The organism is Saccharopolyspora rhizosphaerae, from assembly GCF_003931915.1.
GTDB classification, from domain to species: domain Bacteria; phylum Actinomycetota; class Actinomycetes; order Mycobacteriales; family Pseudonocardiaceae; genus Saccharopolyspora; species Saccharopolyspora rhizosphaerae.
Window position 1 is genome coordinate 259162 of record NZ_RSAA01000020.1, and the last position, 18032, is coordinate 277193.

Here is an 18032-nt window from a genome sequence, read left to right on the forward strand (position 1 = left end):
ACGGCGCCTGATCCCCAAGATGTAGAGTGTCGCTCGCTGGTGGTTCACCGGACCCGCGGTCCGGTGTGGCAACAGGGAACCCGGTGGAAATCCGGGACTGCCCCGCAGCGGTGAGCGGGAACGACCGCCGTCATCACGCACTGGACGCCACGCGTCCGGGAAGCGACGGCCAGTAGGACCGGTCTTGAGGAGCCGGAGCCTCCACGGAGCTCCGACACCCCCGGACGCCCGCAAGTCCGAAGACCTGCCACCGGCGCGCGCACGACCGTGCGCGCCGTCCGGGACCTCGCGGGAGGGTCCACGCGGACGTGCGACGACCGCTCGCGCCGTCGCCTCCTCGCGTGCTGCCGCTGCCGGTTCCGGGCACGCCTTCCGAGCTCGCGAGGAGAGAGTCCCGGTGACCGACACCGCACTGTCCGAACCCATCCCGCTCACCGGCGGCCGAGTGTCCACTGTGGTCGAGCAGGCCTGCGCGGGCCTCCCCGACGTGGACCCGTCGGCGGTGCTCAGCGAGGTCGAGCGCAACATCTACCCCGGCATCGACGACGCTGAGCTCGGCGAAGCGCTGGTCATGTCGGCCCGAACACTGGTGGAGTCCGAGCCGAACTACGCCCGGGTCACGGCGCGGCTGCTGCTGGACAAGCTGCGCGGCGAAGCGCTGAGCTACCTGGCGGGAACGCCGCAGCAGGCCGACCAGGACCAGATGCGGGACCGCTACGCCGCCTACTTCGCCGACTACGTCCACCGCGGCATCGAGGTCGGACGACTGGACCCGGAACTGGCCCGGTTCGACCTGCCCCGCCTCGGCGCTGCCCTGCTGGCCGAGCGCGACCTGGCCTTCGACTTCCTCGGGATGCAGACCCTCTACGACCGGTACTTCCTGCACGACGGCGGCACCCGGTTCGAGCTGCCGCAGGCGTTCTTCATGCGGGTCGCGATGGGCCTGGCACTGCGCGAGGACGACCGCGATGCGCGCGCCATCGAGTTCTACCGGCTGCTGTCGTCGTTCGAATTCATGTGCTCGACGCCGACGCTGTTCAACTCCGGGACCACCCGGCCGCAGCTGTCGTCCTGCTTCCTGACCACTGTGGACGACGACCTGCAGTCGATCTTCAGCTCCTACCGCAACAACGCGCTGCTGGCCAAGTACTCCGGCGGTCTGGGCAACGACTGGACGCCGGTGCGCGGCATCGGCGCGCACATCCACGGCACCAACGGCGAGTCGCAGGGCGTGGTCCCGTTCCTGAAGATCGCCAACGACACCGCCGTGGCGGTCAACCAGGGCGGCAAGCGCAAGGGAGCGGTGTGCGCGTACCTGGAGACTTGGCACATCGATGTCGAGGAGTTCCTGGACCTGCGCAAGAACACCGGTGACGACCGGCGTCGCACGCACGACATGAACACCGCGAACTGGGTTCCCGACGAGTTCCTGCGCCGCGTCGAGGCCGACGAGCAGTGGACCCTGTTCTCCCCCGACGAGACCCCCGACCTGCACGACCTCTACGGCGTCGCGTTCGCCGAGCGCTACCGGGCCTACGAGGCCGCAGCCGACCGGGGTGAGGTCCGGGTGTTCCGGCGGGTCAGCGCGCTGGACCTGTGGCGGCGGATGCTGACGATGCTGTTCGAGACCGGGCACCCGTGGATCACCTTCAAGGACCCGTGCAACCTGCGCTCGCCGCAGCAGCACGCCGGGGTGGTGCACTCGTCGAACCTGTGCACCGAGATCACCCTCAACACCGCCGCGGACGAGGTCGCGGTGTGCAACCTGGGCTCGGTGAACCTCGCCCGGCACGTCACCGCCGACGGACTGGACCGGGATCGGCTGGCCGCGACGGTCCGCACCGCGGTGCGGATGCTGGACAACGTCATCGACATCAACTTCTACACGATCCCCGAAGCCGAGCGCGCCAACCAGCGGCACCGGCCGGTGGGCCTGGGGTTGATGGGCTTCTCGGACGCGCTGCTGACGCTGCGCGTCCCGATGGCTTCCCAGGAGGCGGTGGAGTTCGCCGACCGCAGCACGGAGGAAATCAGCTACCACGCGATCGACGCCTCCAGCCGGCTGGCCGAGGAACGCGGGCGCTACTCCTCGTTCGACGGTTCGCTGTGGAGCCGGGGCGTGCTGCCGATCGACTCCCAGGAGTTCGTCCGCGAGGCGCGCGGCGACGACGAGCTGGACCGCACGACCGCACTGGACTGGGACGGGTTGCGAAGCCGGGTGCGCACCGACGGGATGCGCAACTCCAACGTGATGGCGATCGCGCCGACCGCGACCATCGCCAACATCTGCGGCGTCGGCCAGTCCATCGAACCGCTTTACCGCAACTTGTTCGTCAAGTCGAACATGTCCGGCGACTTCACCGTGGTCAACCCGCACCTGGTGGCCGACCTCAAGCGTGCAGGGCTGTGGGACGAGGCGTTGGTGGCCGACCTGAAGTTCTACGACGGTTCCGTCGGGCCGGTCGACCGCGTCCCCGACGAGCTGAAGTCGCTCTACGCCACGGCCTTCGAGATCGACCCGCGCTGGCTGGTCGAGGCCGCCGCGCGCAGGCAGAAGTGGATCGACCAAGCGCAGTCGCTGAACCTGTACCTGGCCGAGCCGAGCGGGCGCAAGCTCGACGAGCTGTACCGGCTGGCCTGGCGCAAGGGCCTCAAGACCACCTACTACCTGCGGTCCTCCAGCGCGACCCACGTGGAGAAGTCCACGCTGCGCGGCACCGACGGCAAGCTCAACGCCGTGCCCGCCGCCGTCTGCTCGGTCGACGACACCGACTGCGAGGCCTGCCAGTGAACCCCCAGGAGGAGACCCGGATGAGCACCACCACCGGACTCGGCACCATCGACCGCGACGCAGGACGGGTCGACGTCTCCGAGAAGGCGATGATCAACTCCCGAGCCGACGTCAACCAGCTGTTGCCGCTGAAGTACGGCTGGGCGTGGGACAAGTACCTCGCCGGCTGCAACAACCACTGGATGCCCACCGAGGTGTCGATGCAGGCCGACATCGCGCTGTGGAAGTCCCGCGACGGGCTCACCGAGGACGAGCGCACCATGCTCAAGCGCAACCTCGGGTTCTTCGCCACCGCGGAATCGTTGGTGGCCAACAACATCGTGCTCGCCGTCTACCGCCACCTCACCAACCCGGAGTGCCGGCAGTACCTGCTGCGCCAGGCATTCGAAGAAGCCGTGCACACGCACACCTTCCAGTACATCTGCGAGAGCCTGGGGCTCGACGAGGGCGAGCTGTTCAACGCCTACCGGGAGATCCCGTCGATCGCCGACAAGGACGCCTGGGCGTTGCGCTACACGCAGAACCTGGAGAACCCGGACTTCGCGACCGGCACACCGGAAGCCGACCAGGCGTTCCTGCGCGACCTCATCGCCTTCTACGTGATCTTCGAAGGCATGTGGTTCTACACCGGTTTCGCGCAGATCCTGTCGCTGGGCAGGCGGAACAAGATGGTCGGGATCGCCGAGCAGTACCAGTACATCCTGCGCGACGAGTCGATCCACCTGAACTTCGGCATCGACTGCATCAACCAGATCAAGCTGGAGAACCCGCGCCTGTGGACCCCGGAGTTCCAGCAGGAGGCCCGCACGATGCTGCGCGAGGCCTGCGAGCTGGAGAACGCCTACGGCCGGGACACCATGCCGCGCGGGATGCTCGGGCTCAACGCCGACCTGTGCGAGCAGTACATGCGGTTCATCACCAACCGCCGCTGCGCCCAGCTCGGCCTGGAGCCGGTGTTCCCGGAGACCGACAACCCGTTCCCGTGGATGTCGGAGGCGATGGACCTGAAGAAGGAGAAGAACTTCTTCGAAACCCGCGTCACCGAGTACCAGTCAGGCGCCTCCCTCAGCTGGGACTGACCCGGTCGCTCTGGTGACGGGTTTCTCGTGCTCAGCGGTGCGGGGAGGAGGGCCCCGGAAGGGGCTCCTCCTCCCCGGCCAGGAAGCCGGTCGCGAGACCTCCGGCTCGATCGGCGTCAGAGGTGGAACGTCTTCCGTCAACCCGTACCCCGACCTGGTGCACGTCTCCAGCAGCGTCCCGACGTACTCGCCAGGACGCCGCTGGAGGACCTGGGGCAGTGCGCACCCCCGACTGGGCCCCCGTCGAACTTCGCGCGAAGTTCGACGGGGAACTTCAGGCGTCGAGGTTCTCGCGAAGTTCGAAAGCGCCCGGCCGCGGCGGAGTCCGGCACAGCAACTCCGCCACACCCTTGAGCTGGTCCGAGGGCGTGTGCTGACTCGTCGCTGGCCGCCTTCCGCACCGGCTGCAGCGCGCCGCGGCTGCACAGGGGGTTCCTCGGCGGGCGTTCGCCGGGAGCGGCCGGGGCGCCCGAAGCGGCCGGGGCGCCCGAAGCGGCCGGGGCCGAGCTCGGCCCCGGTTCCGGTCCCGTCAGCTCCGGAGCTGGCGGGCTGCCTTGACCACGTTGCGCAGCGCCGGTTCGACCTGGGCGTAGTCGCGGGTCTTGAGACCGCAGTCCGGGTTCACCCACAACCGCTCGGCGGGCACGGCTGCACGCGCGGCTTCCAGCAGGTCGGCCATCTCGTGCGCGTCGGGCACCCGCGGTGAGTGGATGTCGTAGACACCCGGGCCCACACCGCGCTGGAAACCGACCTCGTTGAGGTCGGCCAGGACCTCCATGCGCGAGCGGGCGGCCTCGATGCTCGTGACGTCCGCGTCCAGGGCCACGATCGCGTCGATGACGTCGCCGAACTCCGAGTAGCACAGGTGGGTGTGGATCTGCGTCGCCTCCGACACCCCCGAGGTGGCCAGCCGGAAGGACTCCACCGCCCACTCCAGGTAGGGCGGCCGCTGCTCGGCGCGCAGCGGGAGGAGCTCGCGCAACGCGGGTTCGTCGACCTGCACCACGCGGATGCCCGCCGCCTCCAAGTCGTGGACCTCGTCGCGGATGGCCAACGCGACCTGCCGGGCGGTGTCGGCCTGGGTCTGGTCGTCGCGGACGAACGACCACGCCAGCATCGTCACCGGGCCGGTCAGCATGCCCTTGACCGGCTTGTCGGTGAGCCGCTGCGCGTACGAGGCCCACTCGACCGTCATCGGTTCCGGCCGCCACACGTCACCGAACAGGATCGGCGGCCGCACGCACCGGGAACCGTAGGACTGCACCCACCCGTTCTCGGTGGCGGCGAAACCCTCGAGCTGCTCGGCGAAGTACTGCACCATGTCGTTCCGCTCGGGTTCGCCGTGCACCAGCACGTCCAGCCCGACGTCCTCCTGCAGCGCGATGACGCGCTCGACCTCGTCTCGCATCCGCTGCCGGTAGGTGGACTGGTCGATGCGGCCGGCGCGGAACGCGGCGCGGGCCTTGCGGACGTCGGTGGTCTGCGGGAACGAGCCGATCGTGGTGCTCGGCAACGGCGGCAGCCGGAGCGACTCCTGCTGCGCTTCCTGCCGCGTCCGGTAGTCCGCCCGCCGCGAGTCCTCCGGCCGCAACGCCTCGATCCGCGCCCGCACGCGGTGGTGGCGCACCCTCTCCGCCCGGGCGCGGTCGGCGATGGCCGAGCGCGCCTCGGCGAGCTCGGTCGCGACGACGTCGCGACCCTCGCTCAGCGCCCGGCCGAGGGTGCCGACCTCGCGGACCTTCTGCGCTGCGAAGGACAACCACGACGCGACCTGCGGGTCCAGGTCAGGTTCGGCGTCGACGTCGTAGGGCACGTGCAGCAACGAGCAGGAGCTGCCGATGGCGACCTCGCGGGCCGAGCCGAGCAGCGTCGCCGCCGTGGTCAGGCAGCGGTCGAGGTCGGCGCGCCAGATGTTGCGCCCATCGACCACCCCAGCGACCAGCGCCTTGTCGCTCAACCCCGCCGCTCCGGCGATCCTGTCCTGAGTGGACGGATCGGTGACCAGGTCCAGGGCGATGCCCTCGATCGGCGCCGCCGCGAGCACGCCCAGGGCCTCGCCGGGGTCACCGAAGTAGCAGGCGGTGAGGATCGCCGGGCGCTCCGCCAGGTCGCCGAGCCGGCGGTAGGTGTCGCGCAGCGCGTCGAGCTCCCGGGGCGTGCGGTCGGCGGCCAGCGCGGGCTCGTCCAGCTGCACCCACTGCGCGCCCGCGCGGTGGAGTTCGCGGAGCAGCTGCTCGTAGGCGTCGGTGAGCTCGGGCAGCTTGTCCAGCGGGTCGAAGCCGTCCTCAGCGGGCTTGCTCAGCAGCAGGAACGTCAGCGGCCCCACCAGCACCGGACGGGTCTCCACGCCCAGCTTGCGCGCCTCCCGGAACTGCTCGACCGCGGTCCGGTCGCTGAGCGAGAACCGGCTGTCCGGGCCGATCTCCGGCACGAGGTAGTGGTAGTTGGTGTCGAACCACTTCGTCATCTCCAGCGGAGGCACCTCCGAGGTGCCGCGCGCCATCGCGAAATAGGTGTCCAGCGCCCCGAGGCCCAGCTCGGCGTAGCGGCGCGGGACGGCGCCGAAGGTGACGGCGGTGTCCAGGACGTGGTCGTAGTAGGAGAACGTGCCGCTCGGCACCGAGCCGAGGCCCGCCCGGGCCAAGCTGAGCCAGGTGTCCGCGCGCAGCTCCCGCGCGACCTCCCGGAGGTCGGCTTCACTGATGCGGCCCGCCCAGTAGGACTCCAGGGCGCGTTTGAGCTCCCGGTTCGGGCCGATCCGGGGATGTCCGAGTACGGTGGATCCGATCTTGCTGGTCAACGCTCTCTCCTCGCGAGCTCGACTTCGTCGGTCGAGGACGTCGCGGCAGGTGGGCGCCGACCAGCAGACGCACGTCGCCCACCGGTCGTCGGCCAGGTCCTCCCGCGAGACCTCGGACCAGCGCGCACCGTCGGCGCGCGCACCGGTGGCAGGTCTTCGGACTCGCGAGCACCCGATCTCGTGGAAGACCGGACCTACTGGCCGTCGCTTCCCGGACACGTTGCCCAGTGCTCATGACGGCGGTCGTTCCCGCTCACCGCTGCGGGGCAGTCCCGGATTCGCACCGGGTTCCCTCTTGCCTCGTCCCCTCGCGCTCACGACGCGACCGGACGAACCACCAGCACCTCAAGCCTAACCACGTTCAGGTCTCGGACAACCCTCGAAGCCGCGCGCAGCGAGCCTCGCCTCCGGGCTGAACACCTGTTCCGCCGCCAGGGAGATCCGCATCACCGCTCCCCGGCAGCCGGTCAGCCGTACTTGGGGGCGCCGACGGAGAAGGGGGTGCCGAAGGGGTCCTCGATCTCCGCGACCCGTCCGTAGACCATGTCGTAGGGCGGGGCGGCGGTGCCTCCGGCTTCGCGGGCCCGGGCTGCGGTGGCGTCGGCGTCGTCGACCATGAAGAGGGTTCCCCAGGAGGACTTCGCGGCACCGGGGTCGCCGAGGACGCCGCCGATCTCGTGCCCGTCCGGACGGCGGAGGAACGTGAAGTCGCCGTCACCGAGGTACTCGTCGCTGTCCAGGCTGAAGCCGAACACCTGGGCGTAGAAGTCCCGCGCCGGGCCTGGGTCCGGGGTGACGAGGTCGTTGCGGAGCAACGCGTTCGGCTCGTTGACCAACCGGCAGCCGACGTGCCGGTTGCCGTGCCAGAGACCGAACTGGGAACCGACCGGGTCCTTGACCATGGCCATCCGGCCCTTGTCCATCACGTCCATGGGTGGGACGACCACGTGCCCGCCCGCCGCCTCGGCCTTGGACACGGTCGTGTTGACGTCGTCGGTGGCGAAGTAGACGTTCCACCAGAACTCGGTGGCGTCGGGGTCGTGGTTGGGCATGAGGGCGGCGACCTCGCGCCCGTCGACCAGGCACATCGTGTAGCGACCCATGGCCTCGGGGCCGACGTCGAACTGCCATCCGAAGACCGCGCCGTAGAACTCCATCGCGCGGTCGAGGTCGGGAACCCCCAGGTCGATCCAGGTCGGTGTCCCGTGGGGCTGCGTCGAATCCAGCTTCGTCATGGCGTTCCCTCCTCGACTGCAGCCACGGTAACCAACACCCCCGACAAATCGCCCACCGAAGTTCTCGGAGCTGTCGTGGACCGCTGTGCGTGGCGGCGCGGGTGGCAGGTCCTGAGCGGCTTCGTGGACTCCGTGCGCCGCTCCTCGAGCATTCGTCACGCGGCGTCTCGGCGTACTCGCCACGAAGCCGCTCAGGGCCTGCGGCGGTGCCGGCTGAGTCCCACACCTGGAGAAGCGGCTGCCGCCGCGGCCTCGATGCCTGCGGGCCCGGTGGAATCCCACACCTGACGAGGCGGCTGCCACCGCGGACCGCCTCGATCGTGCGTGCCGTTCGGGGTGAATCCGCACCGGGACAGCCGCTGCCGCCGCGGGTCCGTCGTACCTGCGGCGGTGTGAACTGGTCCTAGACCTAGAGCCTCCCTCTGGAGGACTTCTAGGTCTTGATCGGGGACCAGGCTCTGATCCAGGTGTCGGGGTTGCTGAGGTCGGGGGTGGCGGTGGCGTTGCGGACGACGGGGACGCGCATGAGCATCCCGAAGTTGTCCGGGTCGGCGATGCGGTGCTGGAGCTGCTCGTGGTTGCGCTCGCGCAGTTCCGGATCGGTCAGGCAGCGCACCGCGCCGAACCCGCCGCGGGTGAACACCCCGCTGCACAAGGTCAGGGTCCGCCGCACGTTGTAGGGGTTGGGGAACCGCGCGAGCAGTCCGACGTCCTCGATCAACCGGTCGTCGTGCAGCCGGGGCCGGTACTGCCGCGATTCCTCGGCCACCTCGAAGATCTCGCCGTGCCCGAGGTCGTCGACCTCGACCTGGCGCACCGGCAGGCCGAAGCGCACCTGCTTGCGCATCGGGTTCATCTTCGGGCTGCCCAGCAGCACGAGGTGGGCTTGCAGGTCGTTCGGATCGATGCGGCGGGCGATCTCGAACCGCACGTCCGAGGTGGGGTTGAGCGCGCGGACGTGGCCGTAGAGCTCGATGAGCGAGTCACCGTCGGCGAATTCCGACATCCCGATGTAGTTGCGCCGCTCCGGCGAGGCCAGCGGCGAGACGTTCCGGGCGGGCACCCGCCCGGTGAGGATGCGCACCGGGCCGCCGTCGGCGAAGCGCCAGAAGTCCCGCTGGACGTCGCTTCCCGCCTCGGTCGCCGGCGGGCTCGAGCGCAACGCCTCCAGCTCCTCCCTGATGCTGGTGCGGACGCGGCGCTGGTCGTCGTTGAGCGACGTCAGCGCCGGGAGCTTCGCCGCGCGCGACGGAGCGTCCGAGGCGAAGAAGGTCGCGTAGTCGCCCAGCCGGGCCGGCGGTGGCACCTTCGCCCCGCTCTCCCACTGCGACACGCTGGACACCGCCACGCCGAAGACGCGCGCCAGGGCTCCCTGCGTCAGCCCGTGCTCCTGGCGCAGTTCCCGCAGCCGCGCGCCGAGGCCGGGCCGCAGCGCACTCACCATGCCGCCTCCTCCGAGATCAGGTCCCCGGTCACCACTCGTAGAGCCGGTTCGCCGGGTTCTGCAGGTCGGGAGTGCCGGTCACGTGCCGCATCACCGGCACGCGCATGAGCATCCCGAAGCTGGTCAGGTCCTCGACGTTGTCGTGCAGGTAGGCGAGGTTGCGGTCCCGAGCCTGCGGATCTGTCAGGCAGCGCACCGCGCCGAACCCGCCCCGGGTGAACACCCCGCTGCAGAAGGTCAGGGTGCGCCGGATGTTGTTCGGGTTGGGGATCCGGGCGAGCAGCCCGACGTCCTCGACCAGCTGGTCACCGCGGAAGACGGGCTTGAGCCTGCGTTCCCCGTCGATGAGGAACACCGAGCCGTCCACGACCTCCTCGTCGGGGACCTGGCGGACGGGCCACCCGGCGGTCAGCCACTCCACCCACGGGTTGGCCGCGCCGCTGCCGAGGAAGACCAGGTGCGCCCGCAGGTCGTCGTCGCCGAGGTACTCCAGCCGGATCTCGACGTCGGAACGCGGGTTCGCCGCCCGCACGTGCCCGAACAGCTCGACCGCGGCGTCGAGGTCGGCGCAGCGTGCCAGCGACAGGAAGTTGGGTTCACTGGGAGTGCCCAGCGGTGACCAGTGCTTCTCGCTGAGCCCGCCGGTGACGATGCGGACCGGGCCGTCGTCGGGGAAGCGCCAGAAGTCCTGCTGCGCTTCACGTTCCACCGACTCGTGCACCTCCCCGGTGGTCCGCAGCCGGTCGAGCTCGCGCTTGAGCCTGAGGCGTTGCTCGCGCTGCTCGTCGGTGAGCGCGTTCTCCGGCGGCACCCCGCCGGAGCTGGCTCCCGAGGCGAAGAAGGTGGCGTAATCGGCCAACCGGGCGGGCGGCGGCAGTTTCGCCCCGCTCTCCCAGGACGAGATGCTGGAAACCGCGACCCCCAGGGCGCGTCCCAGCCGGAGTTGCGTCATGCCACGGGATTCCCGCAGCTCGCGGAGTCGCGAGCCGAGCTCCCCGGTGTCGTTCCGACTCCCGGGACGGGCCATCACGCCGTCTCCTTCACCTGAGTCCCAAAATTCACCGAAATTCACTGAAGCGTTGAAGACCTGCAGATACTCGCACCTCGACCGGCCATCGGCAAGTGCGCGACCTACCAAGACGTTGACGCTCCGTGGAGGTGATCGCATACTGACCGTGGCGCGTTTCACTCGCGGGCGAAGAACTTCAACGGCGAAGTGAAATTTCACCCCGGGGAGGTGCGGGGCACCTCGGCTGATCGCCAGAGCGCGCGGCCGACTCACCGTCGGCCGGACATGCGAACGCCCCCGGACATCGTTTGGCCACGACCGGGGGCGCTACGCGACTCACGATCACCCTCGCAACGGGCACGACCCGTGAAGGGAGCTCGCATGTTCACGATACTCCCGGCAGTGCTCTCGGCAAGCGACCCACAGGTCGTCACGCCGGATTCGCTGTCCACCGCTCTGCAAGGAATGTTGTTGGGAGTCCTGGTCGCGTTGTTCGCGACCGCGGTGGTGCTGGCCCGGGCGATGTCCGGCCTGGCCGGCATCCTCCGCTCGGTGCTCGGCCCGCCCGCGGCCGTGTTCACCGTCCTGTCGGTCCTCGCCTTGGTCCTGCTGGCCGGGAACGCGGGGGCGAACCCCTGATGATCACCACCCGGTCGGCACCAGGCGGACCCGCTCGACGACGGGTCCGCCGAGGGCCGATCGGCTCCGGGCCGACCGACCACCGGTGCCACACCGGGCCCCAGGACGGCGCCATTCCGGCGGCGGAGCGGAACCGTCGCGTACCGATTTGTCCGGACTCCATTGCGCAGGTGAGTGACCTCGATTACTTTCCGGCCATGCCTGCCGCGATTACCTCCGACTTCCGTTCCGTCCCCGACATGCTGCGCGACCGCGTGCAGCGCTCGGGAGACAGCGAAGCCTTCCGCTACCCCGACGGTGACCAGTGGCGCTCGCTCACGTGGTCGCAGACCTGGGAGCGGGCGCGGGCGATCGCACTGGGTCTGCACGCGATCGGCCTGCGGTCGCAGCAGCGGTGCGGGATCCTCGCCAGCACGCGGATCGAGTGGATCCTCGCCGACATGGGCGTGATGTGCGCAGGCGGTGCCACGACCACGATCTACCCGACCACCACGGCCGAGGGCTGCGCCTACATCATCGCCGACTCCGACTCCACGATCGTCTTCGCCGAGGACGACGAGCAGATCGCCAAGCTGCGCGAGCAGCGGGCCCACTTGCCCGATCTCGCCCGCGTGATCACCTTCGACGGCACGCCCGACGGCGACTGGGTGCTGAGCCTGTCCGACCTGGAGGCCAAGGGCCGCGAGCTGGGCGAGGCCCAGCCGGACCTGTTCGACTCGCTGGTCGACGCGGTCGACACCGAGGACCTGGCGACGCTGATCTACACCTCCGGCACCACCGGGAACCCCAAGGGAGTTCGGCTCGCGCAGGCCAACTGGACCTACGTGGCCGAGGCCATGCACGAGACCGGCGAGATGACCGCCGAGGACGTGCAGTACCTGTGGCTGCCGCTGTCGCACGTGTTCGGCAAGGTCCTGCAGGTCGGCCAGATCCGCACCGGCTACCTGACGGCCGTCGACGGCCGGATCGACAAGATCGTGGACAACCTCGCCGAGGTGCGGCCGACCTTCGTCGCGGGCGCGCCACGGATCTTCGAGAAGATCTACAACAAGGTCGTCATGCAGGCCAAGGAGGGCGGCGAGCTCAAGTACACGATCTTCCGCTGGGCCTGCGCGGTGGGCCTGGAGATCTCCCACCTGCAGCAGGAGGGGAAGCACCCGGGTCTGGCGCTGAAGGTCCAGCACGCCATCGCCGACAAGCTGGTGTTCGCCAAGTTGCGCGAGAAGTTCGGCGGCAGGCTGCGCTTCTTCATCTCCGGCAGCGCCGCCCTCGCCCCCGACATCGCCCGCTTCTTCCACGCCGCCGGGGTGCTGATCGCCGAGGGCTACGGGCTCACCGAGACCACCGCTGCCAGCTTCGTCAACCGCACCAACGACTTCCGCATCGGCACCGTGGGGCAGCCGCTGCCGGGGACCGAGGTCCGCATCGCCGAGGACGGCGAGGTGCTGCTGCGCGGCGGCGGTGTGATGCGCGGGTACCACAACATGCCGGAGGCGACCGCCGAGGTGCTCGACGCCGACGGCTGGTTCCACACCGGCGACATCGGCGAGCTCGACGAAGCCGGCAGGCTGCGCATCACCGACCGCAAGAAGGACCTGATCAAGACCTCGGGCGGCAAGTACGTGGCGCCGCAGTCGGTGGAGGGCAAGCTCAAGGCCCAGTGCCCCTACCTGTCCAACGTGGTGGTCTTCGGCGACAAGCAGCCGTACTGCTCGGCGCTGGTGACCCTCGACGAGGAGTCGATCGCCGAGTGGGCGCGGGCCAACGACCTCGGCAGCCTGTCCTACGCCGAGCTGGCCGAACACCCGAAGACGCACGAGCTGGTGGGGGCCGCGATCGAGGACCTCAACGCCACGCTGAACCGGCACGAGACCATCAAGACGTTCAAGGTCCTGCCGCGCGAGCTGAGCATCGAGCACAACGAGGTCACGCCGAGCTTGAAGATCAAGCGGAAGGCGGTGGCGGACAACCACCGCGAGGTGCTCGAAGAGCTGTACCCGAGCACCGTCGAGTCGCTCTGAGAGCCGAGGACGCGGCGGTGCCGCTGTTCCCGGGTGCGGGAACAGCGGCACCGCCGCTTCGTGATGAGCGCCCGGGACGTCTCGCGCACCAGGAGCCGCGCACGAGGTCCACGGAACCCCGGCGGGTTCTCCTTCCGCGGGACGCGTTCTCGCGGGCGGCTACTCCGTCGGCGTGTCATCCGTTGTGCCTACCCGGGAGTAGTTCTACTGTACAGGAATGGACAGGACTGGACAGGTTCCCTTCGGGAAACGTGACCGGTTGATCGCCGAGCTCACCGAGCAGATCCGCTCGGGTCGGCTCGCGCGCGGCGAGCAGTTGCCGGGTGAGAACCAGATCGCGGAGAAGTACCAGGTCAGCCGCGGTACCGTGCGCAGCGCCCTCTCCGAGCTGCAGCGCCAGGAACTCATCGCCACCCGCAGCGGCGTCGGCTCCTTCGTCACCTTCGACGGCGTCACCCTGGACCAGACCGTCGGCTGGGCGACCGCCCTGGCCGATTCGGGCTTCGACATCAGCACCGAGCTGCTGTCCATCGAACGCACCACCGACGCGGAGCTCACCGCACGCTTCGAGCTCCCGGAGTTCATCGCGATCCGCCGGTTGCGGCGCGACCGCTCGGCTGGTCCTGTGTCGGTCGAGACCTCGCTGATCCCGTCCACCGGCGAACTCCGGGAGCTGCCCGAGAAGGGGCTGGTCGACGACTCGATCACCGCGACGCTGCTGGCGGCCGGGTTGCGGGCGAGCGCAGGTGATCAACGCATCGGCACCAAGGGTCTGTCCCGGCAGATGGCCGAGTTGCTCGAACGTCGCGAGGGCGAGCTGTTCCTGCAGGCGGTGCGCACCAGCGTCACCGCGCACGGCGAGCTCGTCGAGCAGGTGACCAGCCTGCTGGACCCCGACCGGTTCCAGTTCCACCTGACCTTCGGCCGCTCATGAGCAGCCGCGAACGCGCGCTGGGCGCCTTCTACGGACTCGCGATCGGCGATGCCCTGGGCATGCCGACGCAATCGATGTCGCGCGAGGACATCGTCACCCACTACGGCTTCATCCGGTCGCTGCGCGACGCGGTCGCCGAACAACCGATCTCGCCGAACCTGTCCGCCGGCACCGTCACCGACGACACCGAACAAGCCTTGCTGGTGGCCGACCTGCTCATCAGCGGCAAGGGCACCATCGACCCCCGGGTCTTCGCCGCGGCCCTGCTGGACTGGGAAGCCGGCATGGTCGCCCGCGGCTTGGTCGACCTGCTCGGGCCGTCCACCAAGCGCGCGCTGCAGCTGCTGGAAGCCGGTGCCGATCCTGAGGAGACCGGCCGCGGCGGCACCACCAACGGCGCGGCCATGCGCATCACCCCGGTCGCCATCGCGACCGGTCCGGAGCTCACCGAGCTGGTCGAGTCCGTCGTGACGGCCAGCAAGCTCACGCACCACACCAACATCGGCATCGCGGGCGCCGCCGCGGTCGCTGCCGCCGTGTCGGCGGGCATCGACGGCGCCGACCTGTCCACCGCGCTGGACCAGGCCGAACACGCCGCGGCGCTGGGTGCGCGCAAGGGCTGGTGGTGCGCGGGTGGTGACATCGCCTGTCGCATCCGCTGGGCGCGGCGCTGGGTGCGCGGCATGGACCGCACCACGCTGTCCTACGCTGTGTCGAAGGTCATCGGAACGTCCGTCGCCGTGCAGGAGTCGGTGGTCGCCGCGTTCGCCCTCGCCGAGGCGCTGGGCGACACCCCCGTGGAAGCGCTGACCACGGCTGCCGGCCTCGGCGGCGACACCGACACGATCGCCGCCGTCCTCGGCGCGATCCTCGGTGCGCAGCACGGTCTTCCCGGTTTCCCGGTGGACCTGCTCACCACGGTGCGCGAGGTCAACGGACTCGACCTGGAACCGGTGGTGGACGGTCTGCTCGACCTGAGGAAGTCCGGCAGCTGAAGGAGAGCGCATGGTCCGAGAGGCCACCGAAACCGCGGAAGGCGCACTGGAAACGCGCGGCATCGAGCCGGTTCCGGAGGACGAGCGGACCGGTCACCCCATGCAGCTGTTCTGGGTGTGGTTCGCCGCCAACATCTCGATCCTGGGCCTCCCGCTCGGCGCCACGCTCGTCGCCGAAGGCTTGGCGTTCTGGCAGGCCGCGATCGTCGCGGTCATCGGTTCGGTGGGGTCCTTCGCGATCGTCGGCGTGGTCTCCATCGCCGGACGTCGTGGCGGCGCACCGGGTTTGACGCTCTCCCGCGCGGTGTTCGGCGTGCACGGCAACGCCGGCCCGACCGTGGTGTCGCTGATCTCGCGGCTGGGCTGGGAGACCGTCAACACCACCACCGCCGCGTTCGCGCTGCTGTCGCTGTGCACGATCATCCTGGGCACCGCTGAGGACGCCAAGGCGGTGCCGGTGCTCGCGATCGCCTGCATCGCGGTCTTCGAGCTGCTGACGCTGGTGGTCTCCGGCCTCGGGCACACGGTGCTGGTGGCCGTGCAGCGTTGGGCCACGTGGGTTTTCGGCGCTCTCAACGTGGTGGTGGCGATCGGTCTGGTGGCCACGATCGACTGGCACGCGGTCGGTGCGGCCTCGCCGGCTCCGGTCGGCGTGGTGATCGCCGGTGTCGGCACGATCGCCGCCGGCACCGGCATCGGCTGGGCCAACGCCTCCGCCGACATGTCGCGTTACCAGTCCCCCGCCGTCAAGGCCGGCTCGCTGGTCGCCTCGTCGGCGGTCGGGGCGGGCATCCCGCTGGTGCTGCTGATCTCGCTGGGAAGCCTGCTGTCGGCGGGTGATCCGGCGCTGGCCGAGGCCGGCGACCCGGTGGCCGCGATCCGCGCGATGCTGCCCGCCTGGATGGCGGTGCCGTACCTGATCGCCGCGGTCGGTGGTCTGCTGCTGTCCAACCACCTCTCGGTGTACTCAGCGGGCCTGACGACGCTGACCATGGGCATCGACATCAAGCGGGTGTACGCGGTCGCGGTGGACGTGGTCGTGACGTTCCTCGGCTCGATCTACTTCATGCTCGTCGCGGAGAGCTTCTACGACCCGTTCATCACCTTCATCAGCCTGCTGGCCATCCCGATCACCGCGTGGCTCGGGGTGTTCCTCACCGACATGCTGCACCGCCGGACCTACGACCCGGCCGGGTTGGTGGACATGCGCAGCACCAGTTCCTACTGGTACAAGGGCGGTGTCGAGCCGCGCGCGTTCTCCGCCTGGGCGCTGGCGATCGTGGTCGGTTACCTGTTCAGCAGCAACGACTTCTTCACCGGGTTGTTCGCCGAGACCTGGCTGGGCGAGAACGGCCTGGGCTGGGTGCTCGCGTTCGCGGTCTCGGCCGGGCTCTACGCGCTGCTCGGCGGCGCTCGGAAGTCGTCGGCATGAGCGGTCGTCTCGTGCACACCGGGCAGGTGGTGCTGGACCTGGTGATGCGGGTGCCGTCGCTGCCGCCACCCAGCGGGGACGTGCTCGCTGAGAGCACCGAGCTCCTGGTCGGTGGTGGCTTCAACGTGATGGCCGCCGCCGCGCGCTCGGGCGCCCGCGTCGTCCACGCGGGCGCGCACGGCACCGGGCGACTCGCCGACCAGGCGCGAGAAGCGTTGCGCGCCGAAGGGATCGAGGTCGTGCAACCCCAGCAGGCCGACTCCGACAACGGGGTCTGCGTGGTGATGGTCGAACCCGGTGGCGAGCGTACGTTCGTCACCGGTGTCGGCGCCGAAGGGCGGTTGCTGCCGGAACACCTGGCCCGGGTCGGCACCGGTCCGGAGGACGTCGTCCACGTCAGCGGCTACAGCCTGCTGCACGCCGCCAACCAGGAGGCGTTGCTGGCCTGGCTCCCCGGGGTGCGTTCGCGGGTGCTGTTCGACCCGTGCCCGCTGGTCGCCGACATCCCGGCCGAGGTGCTCGACGCGGTGCTGTCGCGCGTCGGCGTGCTCAGCTGCAACGCCGAGGAAGCACGCGCTCTGTCGGGCGCGGCCGACGCGGAGGCGGCGGCCCGGGTCTTCGCCGGTCGGCTTGGTCCGTCGGCGGCGGTCGTGGTGCGTGACGGATCCGCCGGGTGCGTTCTCGTGGTGGAGGGCGAAATCCGCCGCGTGCCGGGTTTCCCGGTGGAAGCGGTGGACACCAACGGAGCTGGGGACACCCACTGCGGTGTCCTCGCCGCAGCGTTGCTGGAGGGTGCCCCGCTGGTCGACGCTGCGACCCGCGCCAACGCAGCAGCGGCCCTGTCGGTGCTGCGCCGAGGGCCGGCGACCGCGCCGCTGCGCGCCGATCTCGACGCCTTCCTGGCCGACCGGTCCGCCTGAACGCCGCCCGCTGCGCGGGGAAGCTCCCTGTGGTGGAGCCGCAGCGTTCCAGGTGGGGACTCAGCCAGCTCGCACCGCCGCAGGTTCGTGACGAGTACGCCGCGAGTGCCGACGTGCTTCAGGAGCGTTGCCCGGAGACCAGGTAGCCGCTCAAGTTCTGCGACCCGAACCGACCCCAGCGATCCCCGACAGCCCCTATGGTGGAGCGGTGATCCGGTTGGCGAGAGCCGAGGACCTCCCGGTGCTGCGGGAGGTGGAGCGGGCCGCGGGCAGGTTGTTCGCCGAGCTCGGCATGACGTTGGTGGCCGAGGACGCCCCGCCACCGTTGGAGGTGCTGCGCGAGTTCCAGGAGGCCGGCCGGGCCTGGGTGGCCGTCGTCGACGACGTCCCGGTGGCCTACCTCATCACCGACCTCGTCGACGGGTGCGCGCACGTCGAGCAGGTCACCGTGCACCCGGGCCACGCCCGGCAGCGCATCGGTCACCGGCTCATCGCCACGCTCGAGAACTGGGCGCGACGGCGCGACCTGCCCGCGCTGACGTTGACGACGTTCACCGAAGTCCCCTGGAACGGGCCGTACTACCTGCGGTGCGGCTTCCGCTACCTCGCCGAGCACGAGCTCACCCCGGGGTTGCGGGACATCCGCGCGGCCGAACGGGTCGCAGGACTGGACGCGTGGCCGCGGGCGTGCATGCGACGCGAGGTGCGGTGAAACGCGGAAGATCTTGTCCGG

13 protein-coding genes and 2 riboswitches are annotated in these 18032 nt (G+C 70.0%); of the genes, 9 read left to right on the forward strand and 4 right to left on the reverse strand.

Annotated features, from left to right (window positions below):
- Positions 1–23: 23 nt before the first annotated feature.
- A riboswitch (cobalamin riboswitch) is annotated at positions 24–266 on the forward strand.
- Positions 267–397: 131 nt separating this feature from the next.
- Both EIL87_RS21275 and EIL87_RS21280 read left to right on the forward strand, forming a co-directional pair.
- Positions 398–2791, forward strand: coding sequence for a ribonucleoside-diphosphate reductase subunit alpha (locus tag EIL87_RS21275; protein ID WP_233576448.1), 2394 nt, complete (start codon positions 398–400; stop codon positions 2789–2791).
- A gap of 20 nt (positions 2792–2811) precedes the next feature.
- A complete protein-coding gene (locus tag EIL87_RS21280) occupies positions 2812–3870 on the forward strand; it encodes a ribonucleotide-diphosphate reductase subunit beta (protein WP_125092332.1) in 1059 nt (352 codons plus the stop codon).
- 529 nt (positions 3871–4399) lie between these two features.
- Here the strand turns inward: EIL87_RS21280 and metE are convergent.
- From metE to EIL87_RS21300, 4 genes are all read right to left on the reverse strand, one after another.
- Positions 4400–6670: a 5-methyltetrahydropteroyltriglutamate--homocysteine S-methyltransferase gene (metE, locus tag EIL87_RS21285; RefSeq protein ID WP_125092333.1), complete on the reverse strand. Its 2271-nt coding sequence runs from the start codon at positions 6668–6670 to the stop codon at positions 4400–4402.
- Between the two features lie 130 nt (positions 6671–6800).
- Positions 6801–7024, reverse strand: a riboswitch (cobalamin riboswitch).
- A gap of 113 nt (positions 7025–7137) precedes the next feature.
- The gene (locus tag EIL87_RS21290; RefSeq protein ID WP_125092334.1) at positions 7138–7905 is read right to left on the reverse strand and encodes a VOC family protein; all 768 of its coding nucleotides are present in this window, start codon (positions 7903–7905) and stop codon (positions 7138–7140) included.
- 433 nt (positions 7906–8338) lie between these two features.
- Positions 8339–9349 (reverse strand): helix-turn-helix domain-containing protein, encoded by a 1011-nt coding sequence (locus EIL87_RS21295; RefSeq protein ID WP_125092335.1) that lies wholly within the window; start codon positions 9347–9349, stop codon positions 8339–8341.
- Positions 9350–9377: 28 nt separating this feature from the next.
- The gene (locus EIL87_RS21300; protein ID WP_125092336.1) at positions 9378–10517 is read right to left on the reverse strand and encodes a helix-turn-helix domain-containing protein; all 1140 of its coding nucleotides are present in this window, start codon (positions 10515–10517) and stop codon (positions 9378–9380) included.
- Between the two features lie 222 nt (positions 10518–10739).
- Between EIL87_RS21300 and EIL87_RS21305 the strand changes: the two genes are divergently transcribed.
- From EIL87_RS21305 to EIL87_RS21335, 7 genes are all read left to right on the forward strand, one after another.
- Positions 10740–10997, forward strand: coding sequence for a hypothetical protein (locus EIL87_RS21305; protein ID WP_125092337.1), 258 nt, complete (start codon positions 10740–10742; stop codon positions 10995–10997).
- A gap of 197 nt (positions 10998–11194) precedes the next feature.
- Positions 11195–13018, forward strand: a complete 1824-nt coding sequence (locus EIL87_RS21310; protein WP_125092338.1) for an AMP-dependent synthetase/ligase — start codon at positions 11195–11197, stop codon at positions 13016–13018.
- A gap of 217 nt (positions 13019–13235) precedes the next feature.
- The gene (locus EIL87_RS21315) at positions 13236–13952 is read left to right on the forward strand and encodes a GntR family transcriptional regulator (protein WP_125092339.1); all 717 of its coding nucleotides are present in this window, start codon (positions 13236–13238) and stop codon (positions 13950–13952) included.
- Positions 13949–14947 (forward strand): ADP-ribosylglycohydrolase family protein, encoded by a 999-nt coding sequence (locus EIL87_RS21320; protein ID WP_125092340.1) that lies wholly within the window; start codon positions 13949–13951, stop codon positions 14945–14947. The genes EIL87_RS21315 and EIL87_RS21320 overlap by 4 nt, the downstream gene beginning before the upstream one ends.
- 10 nt (positions 14948–14957) lie before the next feature.
- On the forward strand, positions 14958–16379 hold the full coding sequence (locus EIL87_RS21325; protein ID WP_125092341.1) for a purine-cytosine permease family protein: 1422 nt from the start codon (positions 14958–14960) through the stop codon (positions 16377–16379).
- Positions 16376–17299, forward strand: coding sequence for a PfkB family carbohydrate kinase (locus EIL87_RS21330; protein WP_125092342.1), 924 nt, complete (start codon positions 16376–16378; stop codon positions 17297–17299). The genes EIL87_RS21325 and EIL87_RS21330 overlap by 4 nt, the downstream gene beginning before the upstream one ends.
- 208 nt (positions 17300–17507) lie before the next feature.
- Positions 17508–18011, forward strand: a complete 504-nt coding sequence (locus tag EIL87_RS21335; RefSeq protein ID WP_199740539.1) for a GNAT family N-acetyltransferase — start codon at positions 17508–17510, stop codon at positions 18009–18011.
- Positions 18012–18032: the final 21 nt, after the last annotated feature.